At 70.9% G+C, this 14,999-nt stretch carries 10 protein-coding genes and 1 pseudogene; 4 read left to right on the top strand and 7 right to left on the bottom strand.

Features of this window, described 5'->3' with window-relative positions:
• Positions 1-38: 38 nt before the first annotated feature.
• The 4 genes from ABZX85_RS21650 to ABZX85_RS21635 all read left to right on the top strand — a co-directional run bounded on the left by ABZX85_RS21650 (position 39) and on the right by ABZX85_RS21635 (position 4,435).
• Positions 39-1,016: a winged helix-turn-helix transcriptional regulator gene (locus tag ABZX85_RS21650; RefSeq protein ID WP_355870853.1), complete on the top strand. Its 978-nt coding sequence runs from the start codon at positions 39-41 to the stop codon at positions 1,014-1,016.
• 56 nt (positions 1,017-1,072) lie between these two features.
• A complete protein-coding gene (locus tag ABZX85_RS21645) occupies positions 1,073-1,567 on the top strand; it encodes a MarR family transcriptional regulator (protein ID WP_355870851.1) in 495 nt (164 codons plus the stop codon).
• Positions 1,568-1,737: 170 nt separating this feature from the next.
• Entirely contained in the window at positions 1,738-2,859 is a 1,122-nt protein-coding gene (locus ABZX85_RS21640; RefSeq protein ID WP_355870849.1) for an extracellular solute-binding protein, read from the top strand.
• A gap of 313 nt (positions 2,860-3,172) precedes the next feature.
• Positions 3,173-4,435 (top strand): DUF3533 domain-containing protein, encoded by a 1,263-nt coding sequence (locus tag ABZX85_RS21635; RefSeq protein WP_355870846.1) that lies wholly within the window; start codon positions 3,173-3,175, stop codon positions 4,433-4,435.
• 200 nt (positions 4,436-4,635) lie between these two features.
• Here the strand turns inward: ABZX85_RS21635 and ABZX85_RS21630 are convergent.
• The 7 genes and pseudogenes from ABZX85_RS21630 to ABZX85_RS21600 form a co-directional block, all read right to left on the bottom strand.
• Positions 4,636-4,867, bottom strand: a pseudogene (locus tag ABZX85_RS21630) (NUDIX domain-containing protein); the annotation flags it as partial.
• A gap of 107 nt (positions 4,868-4,974) precedes the next feature.
• Positions 4,975-8,601, bottom strand: a complete 3,627-nt coding sequence (locus tag ABZX85_RS21625; RefSeq protein WP_355870844.1) for a family 78 glycoside hydrolase catalytic domain — start codon at positions 8,599-8,601, stop codon at positions 4,975-4,977.
• A 5-nt stretch (positions 8,602-8,606) separates the two neighbouring features.
• The gene (locus ABZX85_RS21620) at positions 8,607-9,398 is read right to left on the bottom strand and encodes an SDR family oxidoreductase (protein ID WP_355870841.1); all 792 of its coding nucleotides are present in this window, start codon (positions 9,396-9,398) and stop codon (positions 8,607-8,609) included.
• Entirely contained in the window at positions 9,395-11,191 is a 1,797-nt protein-coding gene (gene uidA / locus ABZX85_RS21615; protein ID WP_355870839.1) for a beta-glucuronidase, read from the bottom strand. The genes ABZX85_RS21620 and uidA overlap by 4 nt, the downstream gene beginning before the upstream one ends.
• 61 nt (positions 11,192-11,252) lie before the next feature.
• Positions 11,253-12,089: an ATP-binding cassette domain-containing protein gene (locus tag ABZX85_RS21610; protein WP_355870837.1), complete on the bottom strand. Its 837-nt coding sequence runs from the start codon at positions 12,087-12,089 to the stop codon at positions 11,253-11,255.
• Entirely contained in the window at positions 12,086-14,056 is a 1,971-nt protein-coding gene (locus ABZX85_RS21605) for a dipeptide/oligopeptide/nickel ABC transporter permease/ATP-binding protein (protein WP_355870834.1), read from the bottom strand. The genes ABZX85_RS21610 and ABZX85_RS21605 overlap by 4 nt, the downstream gene beginning before the upstream one ends.
• On the bottom strand, positions 14,053-14,997 hold the full coding sequence (locus ABZX85_RS21600; RefSeq protein ID WP_355870832.1) for an ABC transporter permease: 945 nt from the start codon (positions 14,995-14,997) through the stop codon (positions 14,053-14,055). Before ABZX85_RS21600 ends, ABZX85_RS21605 begins: the two co-directional genes overlap by 4 nt.
• Positions 14,998-14,999: the final 2 nt, after the last annotated feature.

The following is a 14,999-nucleotide window of genomic DNA, read 5'->3' as shown; positions in this document are numbered from 1 at the left end:
GCATGAGGCCGCGCACGTCCGCCCCCAGGAGACCCCCCATGGCACCGACCGAGTTCGACGCGCTCGACCGGAAGGTGATGCAGGCGCTCCAGCTCGACGGCCGGGCCCCCTTCCGGCGGATCGCGGAGGTCCTCGGGGTGTCGGACCAGACGGTGGCCCGCCGCTACCGCCGGCTGTGCGGCGGCGGCACCCGGCTGCGGGTGCTGGGGATGGTGGACCAGAACCGGGTGGGCCGTACGAGCTGGATCGTGCGCCTGCGCTGCACCCCGGACGCGGCGGAGCGGCTCGCGGAGGCCCTCGCCCGGCGCCCCGACACGAGTTACGTCGCGCTGGAGTCGGGCGGCACGGAGGTCGTGACGTCGATGCGCCCGCGTAGCCGGGAGGCCCGCGACGAACTCCTCCTGCACCAGCTCCAGCGCACCCCCCGCATCCTGTCGGTCAGCGCGCACTGCATCCTGCACATGTTCTACGGCGGCGCCTCCGGCTGGCTCAGCAAGATCCAGGCGCTGACCCCGGAGGAGGAGTCCGCGCTGCGCCCGCCGCCGGTGGACCCGTCCCCGGAACCGGTCGAACTCGACGACGTGGACGAACGTCTCCTCGCGGTCCTGTACAAGGACGGCCGGGCCTCCCTCGGCGAACTCCAGTCGGCGACGGCCCAGTCCGAGTCCGTGGTCCGGCACCGCCTGGACCAGCTCCGCTCCCGGGGCATCCTCTACTACGACGTCCAGTACGACTCCGAGCCGCTCGGCACCCACGTCGAGGCGATGCTCTGGCTGACCGTCGCCCCCTCCGCCCTCGCCGCGGCGGGCCGGGCCCTCGCCGGACACCCCGAGGTCAGCTTCGCGGCGGCCACCACCGGCTCCGCGAACCTCGTCGCCGCGACCCAGCACCGCAGCGGCGCCTCGCTGTACTCCTACCTGAGCGAGCGGATCGGCGCCCTGGAGGGCGTCTACTCGGTGGAGACGGCGCTGACGCTGCGCCAGGTCAAGCAGCTCAACTACGAACCGATGCGCTGAACCCGCTGGTCAGTCCGGTAACAGGGGCGCAGGACGGCGCTGCTAGGGTGCCCCCCATGCAACCCCGCTGGCTGTCCGCGCAGGAGATGCGCACCTGGCGCTCGTTCTCCGATCTGAGTCTCGTCATGGAGGACACCCTCGACCAGCAGTTGCGGCACGACTCGGGGATGAGTCACCTCACCTACTCGGTGCTGGTGTTCCTCTCCGAGCTGCCAGAGCAGCGGCTGCGGATGACGGACCTCGCCGAGAAGCTCCGCATCTCCCGGACCCGGCTGTCCTACACCATCGCCCGGATGGAGGAGGAGGGCTGGGTGAGGCGTGAGGACTCGCCCGGCGACAAGCGGGCGCAGCTCGCGGTGCTGACCGAGGCGGGGACGGCGGCGCTGACCGAGGCGGCTCCGGGCCATGTGGAGCTGGTGCGCTCGGCGGTGTTCGACCGGCTGACGCCGGAGCAGGCGCAGGCGTTCGGCGAGGCGTGCGCGATCGTCCTCGCGGGGCTGACCGGTCCGGAGCGGCCGGCGCTGCCGGTGGACCTGCCCTGGCGCCGCTGACCTCGTCGGAGGCGGGCTCGCCGGCGTCGTAACCCCTCTTCGGTTCCCTTTCGATCTTCGTGTTTCGGTCTTCGTGGGGCCGAGCCATCGACCAACCTTGCAGTTTTGCAATACTTGCGTCTACAGTCGGGACCGTTGAACGCTCAACCACCCCCCTCGAAGGAGCTGTCATGAGGTTCACCCGCACGGCCTGGGCCGGCGCGCTCGCGCTCGGCGTCCTCGCCGCGAGCGGCGCGACCGTCGCCACCGCGTCCACGGACCACCCGACCGAGGACGCGGCGTTGCAGAAGCTGTACAAGGAGGCGGTCGCGGAGGGCGGACGGCTGGTCGTGTACGCCGGGGGCGACAAGCCGGGACAGGCGGACTACCTCAAGGACGCGTTCGTCAAGAAGTTCCCGAAGATGAAGGTCGACGTCGTCGTCGACTTCAGCAAGAACCACGACGCCCGCGTCGACAACCAGGTCGACGAACGGCACGTCGTCGCCGACGTCGTCCACCTCCAGACCGTCGACGACTTCCCGCGCTGGAAGAAGGAGGGTGTGCTGGAGAAGTACCGGCCCGTCGGCTGGAACAAGGTCGACAGCCGGATCAAGGACAAGGACGGCTACTACACCGGCCTGTTCTACTTCGCCTTCGCCAACGTCACCGCGACGAAGCTGGGCGGCAAGGCGCCCGTGGAGGCCGCCGACTTCCTGAAGCCGGAGTTCAAGAACAAGCTGGTCTTCACCTACCCGAACGACGACGACGCCGTCCTGTACTACTTCAAGGAGCTGACCGACAGGTACGGCTACGGCTACCTGAAGAAGCTGATGGCCCAGAACCCGAAGTTCGTGCGCGGCACCCAGGACTCCTCCGACCTGGTCGGCACCGGGAACTACGTCGCCAACTTCGGCAGCGGCGGCAGTGAGAGCGGCCTCTCGCAGATGACGTTCCCGAAGAAGTCGCCGTGGGTGGCGTGGCCGCAGACCGGCGCGATCCTCAAGAACGCCCCGCACAAGGCGGCGGCCAAGCTGTACCTGAGCTGGCTGCTCTCGAAGGACGCCCAGACCCACGACATCGGCACCTGGAGCGCCCGCACGGACGTGCCCGCACCGGCCGGCCGCAAGGGCATCTTCGAGTACCGGAACATGAACCCCCTCGGCCTCGGTGAGTTCATGAGCGACCGCACGGCACTGGACCGCTACAAGGCACGCATCAACCTGTACGTCGGCGACGTCCAGGGCGTGAACCCCTCCGACCCGAAGGGCGTCCTCGGCCTGTATCCAGTGAGCCAGAGCGGCACGCAGGGCTGACGGCGGGGGGACACGGGCTGGGTTGGGGGACGGGCCGGACTGGAGCGGGGAGCCGGGACGGGGCGGGGCCGGAACGGGCCGGGGCCGGGACGCTCACCCAGCCCAGCCCAGCCCAGCCCCACCCAGCCCAGCCGGCCCAGCTCCGTCCGCGCCCCCGCCCTCTCTCCGTCCCGCCTCACCCGCACCCCCACCGACCCCCATCCCCCGTCCCCACCTCCCGGCGTGCGCCGTCCCCTCCCCCGTGCTGACCTGGTAGCAGCGCGCCGCGTCCGGCGGCCCGCGCCGGCCCCCGTGGCAGAGCGGACGGAGAACCATGACCCCCGAGTCCCCGGCCCCGGCCCCGACCCCGGCCGCCCAGGTCCGCGCCCTCTCCCTGATCCGCCACCCCAGACTGTGGCTGCTGCCGACGCTCCTCGCCGTGGTCCTCGCGTTCCTGCTCTCCCTGCTCTACATGGGCGGCATCGTCAGCCCGAACAAACACCTGCACCACCTCCCCATCGCCCTGGTCGACTCCGACCGGGGCGATCTGGGCCCCCAGATCACCGACGCGCTCAAGAAGGCCCCCGGCGACCAGGCCGACTGGCGTGTCCTGACCCGCGCGCAGGCCCAGGACGAGCTGGACAGCGGCAAGGTGTACGGCGCGCTGGTGATCCCCGCCGACTTCACTGCCCGCACCCGCGCCCTCGCCACGACCGGCGCCACGGCCCGCCCGACCCTGACGGTCCTCACCAACCCCGGCAAGGGCAGCCTCGGCTCCAGCCTGGCGAGCCGGATCTCGACGACGGCGGCGCAGCAGGCGTCCCAGACGATCGGCAAGCAGCTCACGGCGTCCGCAGGGGCGAACGCGAACGCGACGACGAGACTCCTCCTCGCCGACCCCGTCCACATCGCGACCGAGGTCGGCCACCCCATCGGCGACCACAGCGGCATCGGCCTGACCGCGTTCTACTACGCGCTCCTGCTGGTCCTGGCCGGTTTCATGGGCGGCAACGTCATCCACTCCGGCGTCGACGGCGCCCTCGGCTACGCCGACATCGAGATGGGCCCCCTGCACACCCGGCGCCCCACGATCCACGTCAACCGCACCCAGACCCTCCTCCTCAAGATGCTGATGACAGCCGGCATCACCCTCCTCAGCTCGTCCCTCGTGATGCTGGCCTGCGTCGCGATCCTCGGCATCGACGCCACCCACCTCCCCCTGCTGTGGGCGTTCTCCTACTGCGCGACCCTCGCGGTGGGCCTCGGCGTCCTGGCGATCAACGCGGCGTTCGGCGGCATCGGCCAGCTCGTCGCGATGTTCGTGTTCATCGTCCTCGGCCTCCCCTCCTCCGGCACGACCGTCCCCCTCCAGGCGGTCCCCGGCTTCTACCGCTTCCTCTCCCACTTCGAACCGATGCGCCAGCTCGGCGACGGCGTCCGCGCCATCCTCTACTTCGACGCCCGCGGCGACGCCGGCCTCACCCGCTCCTGGCTGATGATCGCCCTCGGCCTCGCCCTGGCCCTCCTCTTCGGCTTCACCATGACCCGCTACTACGACCGCAAGGGCCACAAACGCTTCACCCCCCAACCCGAGTGACCCACCCCCAACACCCCACCACTCCCTACGGCACGAGAGTCACCGCCGCACCGACCGACCCCCCACCCGCCTACGGGCGGCACCCCACACCACACGAACGTCAGGCACCGCCCGCCGGTGTCACGCAAGAAGAGCCGATGTGCAGCAAGTGGGCCGCAGGCTCAACGCCAACCGGCCAGGGAGACCTCGGCCCCGCGAGTCATGATGTGGGCGACCTTGAGGGACTCGGGCTTCACGGTGATGCCGGTCTCCTCGTACAACTCGCGGACGGCCGTCTCCGTGATCGGCTCGCCCGGTTCGCTCTTGCCGACGGGGAGGTCCCACCTGCCCTGGGCGAACTTGGCGTTCTCGCCGCGCTGGAGGAGGACTACGCGGTTGGCCGTCCGTCTGCTGGGCCACGGTGTTCCCTTCGTAGGGCAGGTTGCTGGGCATGCTAGGCCAGCGAATCGCGGGCGCGGCAAGCGAGTTCAGCGGCCCAGTCGCACGGCAAGGCCGCCCGACCCGATCGACCACAGGTCAGACGGCCTCTGTCCGAGCGCTTACGCGTTGAAGCGGTACTCCCCCGCCCGTACCCGGAACACCTGGTACTCGGCGCCTCCGGAGGTGTCCTTGCGGAGGGGGTGGAGGTTCTTGGGGGTGGTGACCGGTTTGTTCTGGGTGGGGACCCAGAGTTCGGCCTCGGTGTTGTGGGGGATCGTGGCGGTGAAGGCGATGCGGCCGTCGGGGCGGCGGTGCCAGGAGGAGGTGACCTTGCCTCGGACGGTGTCGATGGAGGCGGTGACGTGGTCGAGGAGGGTCGGGGAGAGGTCGGTGTCGTCGACGCCGGTGGGGACGCGGCTGTTGACGGGGGCCGAGGGGATGTAGGGGCGGATGCGGAGGGTTTCGTAGGCGGTCGAGGTCGGGCGGATGCCCGCCAGGCTCTGGTAGAACCAGGTCGCGACGTTGGAGCGGTAGTGGTGGTTGACCGAGAGGCGGTCGGTCCACTGCTCCCACAGGGAGGTCGCGCCCTTGGCGATCTGGTAGACGTAGCCGGGGGCGCCGGTCTGGGTGACGGCCTTGAGGGCGGTGTCCGTGTAGCCGTACTCGCTGAGGATGTTGAACTCGTAGCGCGAGCCGTACATGTCGTTCTGGAGGTGCCCGCCGGCGGCGGTGATGCGGTCGGCGAGGAGTTTGACGAGGGCCTTCTTGTTCTGCGCCTGCGGTCCGGCGCCCGCGAGGTGGCGGGGGTCGTCGCGGGGCAGGTCGGAGCCGGGGACGAGGTCGAAGGCGACGGCCATCGTGTTCTCGCTGGAGATGCTGCCCTTGGTGAAGGAACGCGCGGCCGGGTCCCAGTAGTTGGCGATGAACGCCTTGCGCAGGGTGCGGGCCAGACCCCGGTAGTACGCGGCTCGGGCGGTGCGGCCGAGGAGGTCGCCGACCTGGTCCATGTAGTCGCAGAAGTGGATGTAGAACGCGAGGCTGATCACGGCGTTGCTGCCGGGGGCCTCCGCACCCGAGTAGGCGCCCAGGGAGGCTTCGAAGACGTAGTTGTTCGCCGGGGTGAACAGGGTCTCGTAGTACTTCAGGAGCCGGTCCTGGTGGTCGTACAGCTCGGCGAAGAGGCTGCTGTTGCCGTAGTACGTGTACAGCTCCCACGGCATGACGAAGTAGGCGGAGTCCCAGGCGGGGACGGCCTTCCAGGCGGCGTTCCAGCCGGGGGTGCGGTCGTAGCCGTAGCCGCCCTTGGCGACGGGGACGATCATCGGGAGCTGGCCGGTGGAGATCTGGTTGTCGGGGAAGTGACGCAGGAAGGTGGTGAAGACGCCGTTGACGTCCCAGGTCAGGGACTGGGACTCGGAGCTGGCCATGGCGTCGCCGGTCCAGCCGTTCTTCTCCCGCGAGGGGGTGTCGGTGGGCTTCTGGACGAGGTTGTTCTGCTCGGCCCACTCCAGGTTGCGCTGGAGACGGTTGAGGAGGGCGTTGCCGGTGGTGAAGGTGCCGGTACGGGCGAACCCGGTGCGGGCCACGGCGACGGTGAGGACGTCGGCGTCCTTGGCGAGGTCGGGGGCGCGGCCCAGGACCGCTTCGAGGTTCCTGACCTCCAGGTAGCGGAAGCCGAAGTGGCTGAACTGCTGCTCCCACGTCTGGGTGGGGCGGGTGCCGACGGTGTAGTAGTGGGTCTGGAGGTTGGCGTCGTGCTGGAAGTTCTCCTCCTCCACCACCCCGTCGGTGACCCGGTTGCCGCCCCGGACGCGCAGGGCGAGGCCCGCCTTGTCGGGGCGGACTCCGGTGAGGCGGACGCGAACGAAGCCGGTGAGGATCTGGCCGTAGTCGACGATCCAGGTCCCGGGGGCGCCCGGGGTGAGGGCGACGGGCTTCAGCACCTCGCTGACCAGGACCGGTTCGGACTCGTGGGCGCGCAGGGCGGCCGGCTTGAAGCCGGGCGGAGTCTTCGTCGCGGGGAGTCTGCCGTGGGACTTGGGGTGCGGGGCGGAGCAACTGCCGGGCGGGATGAGGTGAGTTGCGGGCTTCCAGTCACCCGTGGCGTGGTAGCCGGGTGTCCGCCACTCCCCCAGCTTCTCGGCGCGCCGGGCGTCGTACTTCTCGCCGGAGTACACGGAGTCGAAGGTCGTCGGGCCGTCGGCGGTGAGCCAACTGCCGTCCGTGACCAGGGTGGTGGAGGTGCCGTCGGTGTAGGTGACGGCGAGTTTGGCGAGCAGGCGGGGCTGGCCGGAGTAGGGGGCGAGCTGCCAGTACCACTCCTGAGGGGTCGTCAGCCCGTAGAAGCCGCGCCCGAGTTCGGCGGCCAGGACGTTCTCGCGGCCCGGGCGGAGCAGGGCCGTGACGTCGAAGGTGTCGTAGAGGACCGTGCGGTCGTAGGTGCTGTGGTCGGTGAGGAGACGGGGGGTGCGGGTGCCGTCGACGGTGAGCGGGGAGCCGTTGACGGTGAGGGTGACGTTGCCGGCGGCGCTGAGGTGGAGGCGGGCCTTGGCGATCCGGCGGCTGCGGCCGAGGGTGAAGGCGCGGCGCAGGACGGGGGCCGGGGTGGCGATCGGCAGGATGCTGTTGCGGCCGGGGATGTAGGGGTTCTTCGGCGGGAAGGTGAGGCCGTCGAGGCTGGTGATGCCGGCCTCGAAGGGGTTGGCGCCGGTGGTGAGGTCGGCGGTGAAGTCGCGGGCGCCGGTGCCCTTGACGGTGACCTTGCGGACGGTCGCCGAGGTGACGCCGCCGAAGCCGAAGCTGCCGTGGCGGCGGATCTGGTCGCCGGTGAGGGTGCGGGTGTCGACGCGGACGCCGTTGACGGTGGTCGTCACGGTCAGGCCGCGCGCCTCGACGGCCACGGTGTGGTCGCGGGCCGCCCAGGTGGCCGGGGTGAGGCCGGTGGCGGCGGGGAGGGTGACCGTGCCGACGGGGACGCGGCGGGTGCCGGAGACGGTGGGGTTGGTCTCGCTCTGCGGGTCGTAGTGGTCGACGCCCCAGTCCGGCTCCGAAGTGCCGTCGTCGATCCAGGTGTTGCCCGCGTAGTGGCTCGTCGCCATCACGAGTTGGAACGATTCACCGGAGCGTTTCAGTGTCCAGTCCAGGGCCTCGCCCCAGGTCTTGCCGATGGGCTCGGCGCGCAGCAGGAGGGAGAGGCCGCTGTCGGGGTCGGCGCCGCCCCGGAAGACGACGGTGGCCGTCATGTCCCGCCAGTCGTGGTCCTGTTCGGTGCGTCCGCCGATCCAGCGGGCGCCGGACCAGTTCCCGTCGAAGAGCCCGGTCTCCCAGGCGGCGGGCCTGCTCCAGTCGCCGGGCCGGCCCCGCTCGTCCCAGGAGCGGACCTGCCAGTGATAGGCGCGGTCGGCCTTCAACGCCCTTCCCTTGTAGGGGACTTCGACGTTGCCGGTGCCCTTGACACGTCCGCTGCTCCAGACGTCGCCGGCGCCGGGGCGGGTACCGACACGGATCTCGTAGGCGGACTGGCGGTCGACCGGCGCGATCCAGCTGAACGCGGGGGCGGTCTGGGTGCCGAGGGGGGCGGTGCGGGAGTTGACCTGGAGGGCGTACGGGCGGCGGGCGGGCGCCCCGGGGACGCTCGCGGGCGGCGTGCCCGCCGACTGGGCGGCGGCGGTGGGGGCCGAGAGGGCGGTGCCGGCGGCGGTCGCCGTCATGATGCCGAGGAGGTGTCGGCGGCTCAACGTGCTCATGGTGCTCAGGTTCCTTCGATCTCGCTGGTCAGCCGGGCCAGATAGGCTTCGATGTCCGCGCCCTTCTCGCGCAGTTCGTCCGCCACGGCGGGGACGGTCAGGATGAGGAAGCGGTCCTCGGCGATCCCGTCGGCGACGAGCTCACCGACCTCTTCCGCTTGCAGGACAGGGGTGTTGGGGCCGCGCGGCTCGGACACCTCGCCGTAGAACGCGACTTGCTCGGCGATGTTGGTGACGACCATGCCGGGGCACAGGCAGGAGACGCCGATGCCGCGCGAGCGCAGGTACAGCGCGAGGGACTCGGAGAGGCCGACGACCGCGTGTTTCGTCGCGGTGTACGGGAGTTGCTCGTATCCGTAGGGCATCAGGCCCGCGTTGGAGGCGGTGTTGACGATGTGTCCGCTGCCGCGTTCCAGGAGGTGCGGGAGGAAGACGAGGTTGCTGCGGACGATCCCGAGGAGGTTGACGTCGATGACCTTCTGCCAGGCGTCGAGGGGGATCTTCTCGACGGGGCCGACGGCGAGGACGCCCGCGTTGTTCATGACGACGTCGATCCGGCCGTACGTGTCCAGCGCGAGGTCCTTGACGGCCTGGAGGTCGTCGAGGCTGGTCACGTCGCAGCGGGCGGCGACGGCCTGGCCGCCGAGCTCTCCGGCGACGGTGTCAGCGCGGGCCGCGTCGCGGTCGGTGACGACGATCAGGGCGCCCCGGCGGGCGAGGGAGTGGGCGGTGGCGCGGCCGATACCGCTGCCGGCACCGGTGACGACGGCCACGGCGCCCTTCGTCTCGACGGTCATCGCGACGTCGTCCCTTCCTCGGCGGTGGGCTTCCTGTGCTCCAGCTCCAGCCAGCGGGAGCGGAGTTCGTACACGGCGGCCTTGGGTTTGCGGTCGCGGGTGAAGACGCCCTTGCGGTTGCCGTCGACGCGGTGGATGCCGTGGGAGGTCTGGAAGTCGGCGAAGTTCCAGATGTGCTCGCCGATGACCTCGGGGATGCGGTCGAAGGTGCGGTGGTGCATGGCGAGGAGGTCGGACTGGTACTCCTCGGTCCACGGCTGGTCCCACACCGAGTGCAGGCCCGGGAGGGTGTCGGCGCCGTACTCGCTCATCAGGAGGGGTTTGCCGAACGTGGCCGCCCAGCCGCGCAGATCGCCCTCCAAGTACCGTTCGGCGGTGGGGAGATCGCCGGTGGCGATGTACCAGCCGTAGTAGCGGTTGACGCTGATCACATCGAACAGGTCGGCGATGCGGTCGTTCTGGAAGGTCGCGAACATGACGGCCGAGTAGGTGACCGGGCGGGTCGGGTCGAGCTTGCGGGTCAGTTCGACGAGGGGCTCGAAATATTCGCGGGCGCCCTCCTCGTTGGACGCCGGTTCGTTGGCGATCGACCACATGACGACGCTGGGATGGTTCTTGTCGCGGGCGATCAGCTCGCGGATGCCCTGGGCGTGGGCGGCGCGGGTGTCGTCGTTCACCGTGTCCGGGGAGAACGTCGGACGCGGCGGGGTACCGAGCAGCCCCGCTTCCACCGCGAGGTTGAGGCCGACGGCGGCGGTCTCGTCGATGACGACGATGCCGTGCCGGTCGGCGAAGTCGAGGACCTCCTCGGCGTACGGGTAGTGGGAGGTGCGGAAGGAGTTGGCGCCGACCCACTCCATGAGCTGGAAGTCGTGGACCAGGTAGGCGTTGTCGTGACCCTTGCCGCGCACGGCGGTGTCCTCGTGCTTGCCGAACCCGGTGAAGTAGAACTCCTCGCCGTTGATGAGGAACTGATTGCCGCGCACCTCGACCGTGCGGACCCCGAACGACTGGGTGTAGACGTCGGTGCCGGGGATCTCGGCGACCAGGTCGTACAGGTGGGCGGCGCCGGGCCGCCAGGGGGTGACGCCGGGGATGCGCAGGTTGCCGGTGGCGCCGTCGTCGGTGGCGACCTCGGTGCCGTCCGCGTCCAGGACCTTGACCCTGACCTCGGCGGGGGCGCTGGTGGTGACGTCGTAGGCGACCGTGCCGGTGGTGCCGTCGAGGCCGGTGACGACCGTGACGTCGGTGATGTGGGTGGCGGGGACGCTGTGCAGCCAGACCGAGCGGGCGAGACCGGCGTAGTTGTAGAAGTCGTGCAGGTAGGTCTGCTTGCGGCGGCCGTCCTGGTCGACGGTGATCCGGCCGGGCGGGATGCTGGTGTGGGTGAGTTCGTTGTTGACGCCGATCGTGAGGCGGAACTCGCCGCCGGGGGTGACGTGTTCGGTGATGTCGGCGCCGAACGGGGTGTAGCCGCCGGTGTGTTCGGCGACGTGGACGTCGTCGACGTAGACGGTGCCTTCGTGGGTGGCCGCGTCGACGCGGACGAACACCCGCTCGCCGGACCAGCCTCGTGGGACGCGGACCGTGCGCTGGTACCAGACCCAGCCGACGTGGTCGCGGATCGCGGGGTCGGTGAAGAGGTCGTTGTAGCTGGCGGGGACGGGGGCTTCGAGCTGGGTGTCCAGCGGGGCGGCCCAGGGGCTGTCGCCGGCCTCGCCGTCGAGGGCGAACTTCCAGAGACCGTCGAGGTTCACCAGTTCACGGGTGGCGGAGGGACGGGGTTTCAGCATCGGGGGCCTCTCGGGTCGGGAAAGGGGGTCGGGGGACGACGGCGGGCTTCGGAAGTGGCCGTCATGGGGTGCCGGCGGCCTTCGCTCGCCGCCGGGCCTCGCGGCGGGCGCGTTGCCTCACCGGGTCGGCGACCGGGGCGGCCAGCAACAGGCGTTGTGTATAGGGGTGTTCGGGGGTGGAGGTGACGTGCCGGGCCGGGCCGGTCTCGACGATGTCGCCGTGGTGGACGACGGCGACCCGGTGGCTGACGTGCCGGATGACGGCGAGGTCGTGGGAGACGAAGAGGTAGGCGACGTTCGTGCGGCGCTGGATGTCGACGAACAGGTCGAGGACGCGGGCCTGGGTCGACAGGTCCAGCGCGGACACCGGTTCGTCGCAGACGATCAGCTTGGGGCCCGGCGCCAACGCCCGTGCGATGGCGACGCGTTGGCGCTGGCCGCCGCTGAACTCGCGGGGCAGCCGGTCGTACGCGTCGGCGGGCAGGCCGACCTGGTCGAGGAGGGCGAGGACCCGGGTGCGGGCGCTCTTCGGGGTGGCGCCCTGGACGACGAGGGGTTCGCTGAGGATGTCGCCGACGGTGAGGGAGGGGTTGAGGGAGGTGTAGGGGTCCTGGAAGACGACCTGGAGGTCCCGGGCGAGCGCCCGTCGCTCCCTGGGCGTCGCCCGTGTGATGTCCTGCCCGAGAAACCCGATCCGCCCGCCGGCCGCCCGCACCAGCCCCAGCACGGCCCGCCCGATCGTCGTCTTCCCGGACCCGGACTCCCCGACGACCCCCAGGGTCTCCCCGGCCCCCACGGTCAGCGACACCCCGTGCAGGATCTCCTTGGGACGGGCCCGGAATCCGCGTCCGGGGTAGGTGACGCGCAGGTCGGACACGTCGAGGAGGGCGGTCGTCATCGGGTCTCCCGAGGGTCGACGGGGTGGAGGCCGTGGAGCGGGAGGGGGTCGGGGGCGTCGGCGTGCGTGTGGTGGACGCCCCGGCTCGGACGGTGCTCGGCGCGGACGGGGTCGTCGGCACGCCCCCCATCGGCACGCCCCTCACCGGCACACCCCTCACCGGCCCGCCGCTCGTCGGCCCCCGCAGGGACCGCGTTCGCGTGACCCCCGTGCCCGGCCGCCTCGTACTCGCCGTCCCCGTCGTCGCCGCCGCTCTCCCCCGGCTCCCCCTCCTCCCGCACCGCCTCCTCGTCGAGGATCGAGTCCAACAGCATCCGCGTATAAGGGTGCTGAGGTGCCGCGAACAGCTCCTCCACCTCGCCCGTCTCCACGATGCGCCCCTCGCGCATGACGGCGACGCGGTCGCAGATGTCGGCGACGACGCCGAAGTTGTGGGTGACGAGGAGGACGGCCATGTCCAGTTCGGACTGGAGGTCGCGCAGGAGGTCGAGGATGTCGGCCTGGACGGTGACGTCGAGCGCGGTGGTGGGTTCGTCGGCGATGAGGAGGGCCGGCCGGCTGGCGACGGCGCCGGCGATGAGGACGCGTTGGGCCATGCCGCCGGAGATCTGGTGGGGGTAGGAGGCGAAGGTGCGGGCGGGGTCGGGGATGCCGACGCGGGCGAGGAGGGCGAGGACCCGTTCGCGGGCCTCGTCGCGGGGCATGGGGGTCGCCGAGCGGACCCCTTCGACCAGTTGGGCGCCCACGGTCCAGTTGGGGTCGAGGTTGGACATCGGCTCCTGGGGGACGTACGCGATGGATCGGCCCCGCAGCTTGCGCAGCTCCCCTTCGCCCAGGCCCAGCAGCTCCCGTCCGTCGAGCCGTACCGACCCCCGGACGACGACCGCCTCGGCGGGCAGTACGCCGAGGACCGCGAACGCGGTCTGTGTCTTCCCGGACCCGGACTCCCCCACGAGCCCGAGGGTCCGCCCGGCCTCCAGCGTGAGGCTCACCCCGGAGACGACCTCCCTCAACTCCCCGTCGGGCGTGGGATAGGCGAGCGCGAGATCGTCGACGACGAGCAGCCCCGAGGCGTCGGAGCGGGTCAACGCGCCTGCCTCCGAACGGAGTTGCGGGGTCTTGGCGACGCGGGCCGGCTGGGGACGGCCGCCTTCCAGCGCGTCCCGCAGCGAGTTGCCGAGCAGGACGAGGCACGCGGTGATGACGCCCAACGTCAGGCTGGGCCACAGGAATTGGAGCGGCTCCTCGTAGAGGTTGCCGAATCCCTCGGAGATCATCGCCCCGAAGCTCGGCACCGTGCTGGACCCCAGTCCGAGGAACGCGAGCCCGGACTGCACGGAGATCGAGGTCCCGGCGAGGAACGCGGTGGCGATGACGACCGGCCCCCGTACGACGGACAGGACGTGGCGGCGCATGATCCGCCGGTCGGGCAGTCCGGAGACGCGCGCGGCGTCGACGTACAGCTCGTTGCGTACCCCGAGGACGAGGTTGCGTACCAGCCGGTAGATCCCCGGTGAGAGGAGGAACCCGAAGATGAGCATGGTCGCCCGGTAGTCGCCCTTGGTGACGGGCAGCAGGACGATGAGGAGCAGGAGTCCGGGGAACGTCATGACCAGGCTGAACACCCACTCGGTGACGCCCCGCACGTGCCGTCCGAAGTACCCGCCGATCAGCCCGAAGGTGACGCCGACGGCGAGGGCGATGCTGGTGCCGATGAGTGCGGAGACCATGCTGGTGTTGATGGAGGCGAGCAGCCGGGCGAGGATGTCGCGCCCGCTCTTGTCGCCGCCGAGGAGGTAGCCGCTGGTGCCGGGGGCGGCGTTGACGGCGTCCAACGACGCGTGGTTCGGGCCGTGTTCGCGGATCAGCGGCGAGATCAGGCCGAGCAGGACGATGGCCAGCAGCAGCCCGGCGCTGATGACGGCCTGTGGGTCGCGCGCGAGTCGGCGCAGCGGGGATCTGGTCAATTCAGCACTCTCGCCTTCGGGTTGAGCCAGCCGCCGACCAGGTCCACGGCGAGGTTGACGCCGATCACGAGGAGGACGCCGAAGGCGCTGATGCCCATGATGATCGGGACGTCGCCCTGGAGGGACGCGTTGAAGGCGTACTGGCCGTAGCCGGGGAGTGCGAAGACCTGCTCGATGACGAGGGCGCCGCCGAGCATCTGGACGAACTCCAGGGACAGGACGGTGAGGGCGGGTCCGGCGGCGCCGCGCAGGGCGTGCCGCAGGACGATGGAGCGGGTGGGGACGCCTCGGGTGCGCAGGGTGCGGACGTAGTCCTTGCGGAGTTCGCCGATCATCGCGCCCCTGATCTGTGCCGTGAGGTTGGCGACGCCGCTCATCATGAGCGCGGCGACGGGGATGGCGACGGTGGAGGCCCAGCCGGCGGGGTTCTCGGAGAGGGGGGTGTAGCCGGTGGCGGGGAACCAGCCGAGTCTGACGGCGAGGACGTAGGTGAGGGCGATCGCGACGAGGAGGTTGGGCACGAGGTGGCCGACCATGGAGACGCCCTGGGCGAGCCGGTCGGTGAGGCCGCCGCGCGAGGCGGCGAGGACGCCGAGGGTGACGCTGATCAGGGTGGTGAGGAGGAGGGCCGTGATCACGAGGGAGAGGGTGACGCCGAGGCGGGCGGTGACGGCGGAGCGGACGGGTTCGCTGGTGAAGTAGGAGACGCCGAGGTCGCCGCGCACGGCGTGCGAGAGCCAGTCGGCGTACTGGACGACCAAGGCGCGGTCCAGGCCGAGTTGAGCCTTCTGCTGGTGGATCTGGCCGGGGGTGGCGCCGGCGCCGACGATGCTGCTCGCGACGTCGTCGAAGGAGGTGCTCAGCAGGAGGAAGGTGAGGAGGGTGACGAGGACGGCGAGGACGAGTCCGGTCGCGAGGCGGCGTACGACGTAGAGGATCACGG

Origin of the sequence: Streptomyces sp. NPDC004539 (assembly GCF_040610055.1) — a bacterium.
Classification (GTDB): domain Bacteria; phylum Actinomycetota; class Actinomycetes; order Streptomycetales; family Streptomycetaceae; genus Streptomyces.
The sequence above is the reverse complement of the archived record's forward strand: the minus strand, read 5'-3'. Positions and strand labels throughout refer to the sequence as shown.

Coding starts and splice junctions, on each gene's coding strand:
- ABZX85_RS21650 (WP_355870853.1), top strand. CDS start 39: ATGGCACCGACCGAGTTCGACGCGCTCGACCGGAAGGTGATGCAGGCG.
- ABZX85_RS21645 (WP_355870851.1), top strand. CDS start 1,073: ATGCAACCCCGCTGGCTGTCCGCGCAGGAGATGCGCACCTGGCGCTCG.
- ABZX85_RS21640 (WP_355870849.1), top strand. CDS start 1,738: ATGAGGTTCACCCGCACGGCCTGGGCCGGCGCGCTCGCGCTCGGCGTC.
- ABZX85_RS21635 (WP_355870846.1), top strand. CDS start 3,173: ATGACCCCCGAGTCCCCGGCCCCGGCCCCGACCCCGGCCGCCCAGGTC.
- ABZX85_RS21625 (WP_355870844.1), bottom strand. CDS start 8,601: ATGAGCACGTTGAGCCGCCGACACCTCCTCGGCATCATGACGGCGACC.
- ABZX85_RS21620 (WP_355870841.1), bottom strand. CDS start 9,398: ATGACCGTCGAGACGAAGGGCGCCGTGGCCGTCGTCACCGGTGCCGGC.
- uidA (WP_355870839.1), bottom strand. CDS start 11,191: ATGCTGAAACCCCGTCCCTCCGCCACCCGTGAACTGGTGAACCTCGAC.
- ABZX85_RS21610 (WP_355870837.1), bottom strand. CDS start 12,089: ATGACGACCGCCCTCCTCGACGTGTCCGACCTGCGCGTCACCTACCCC.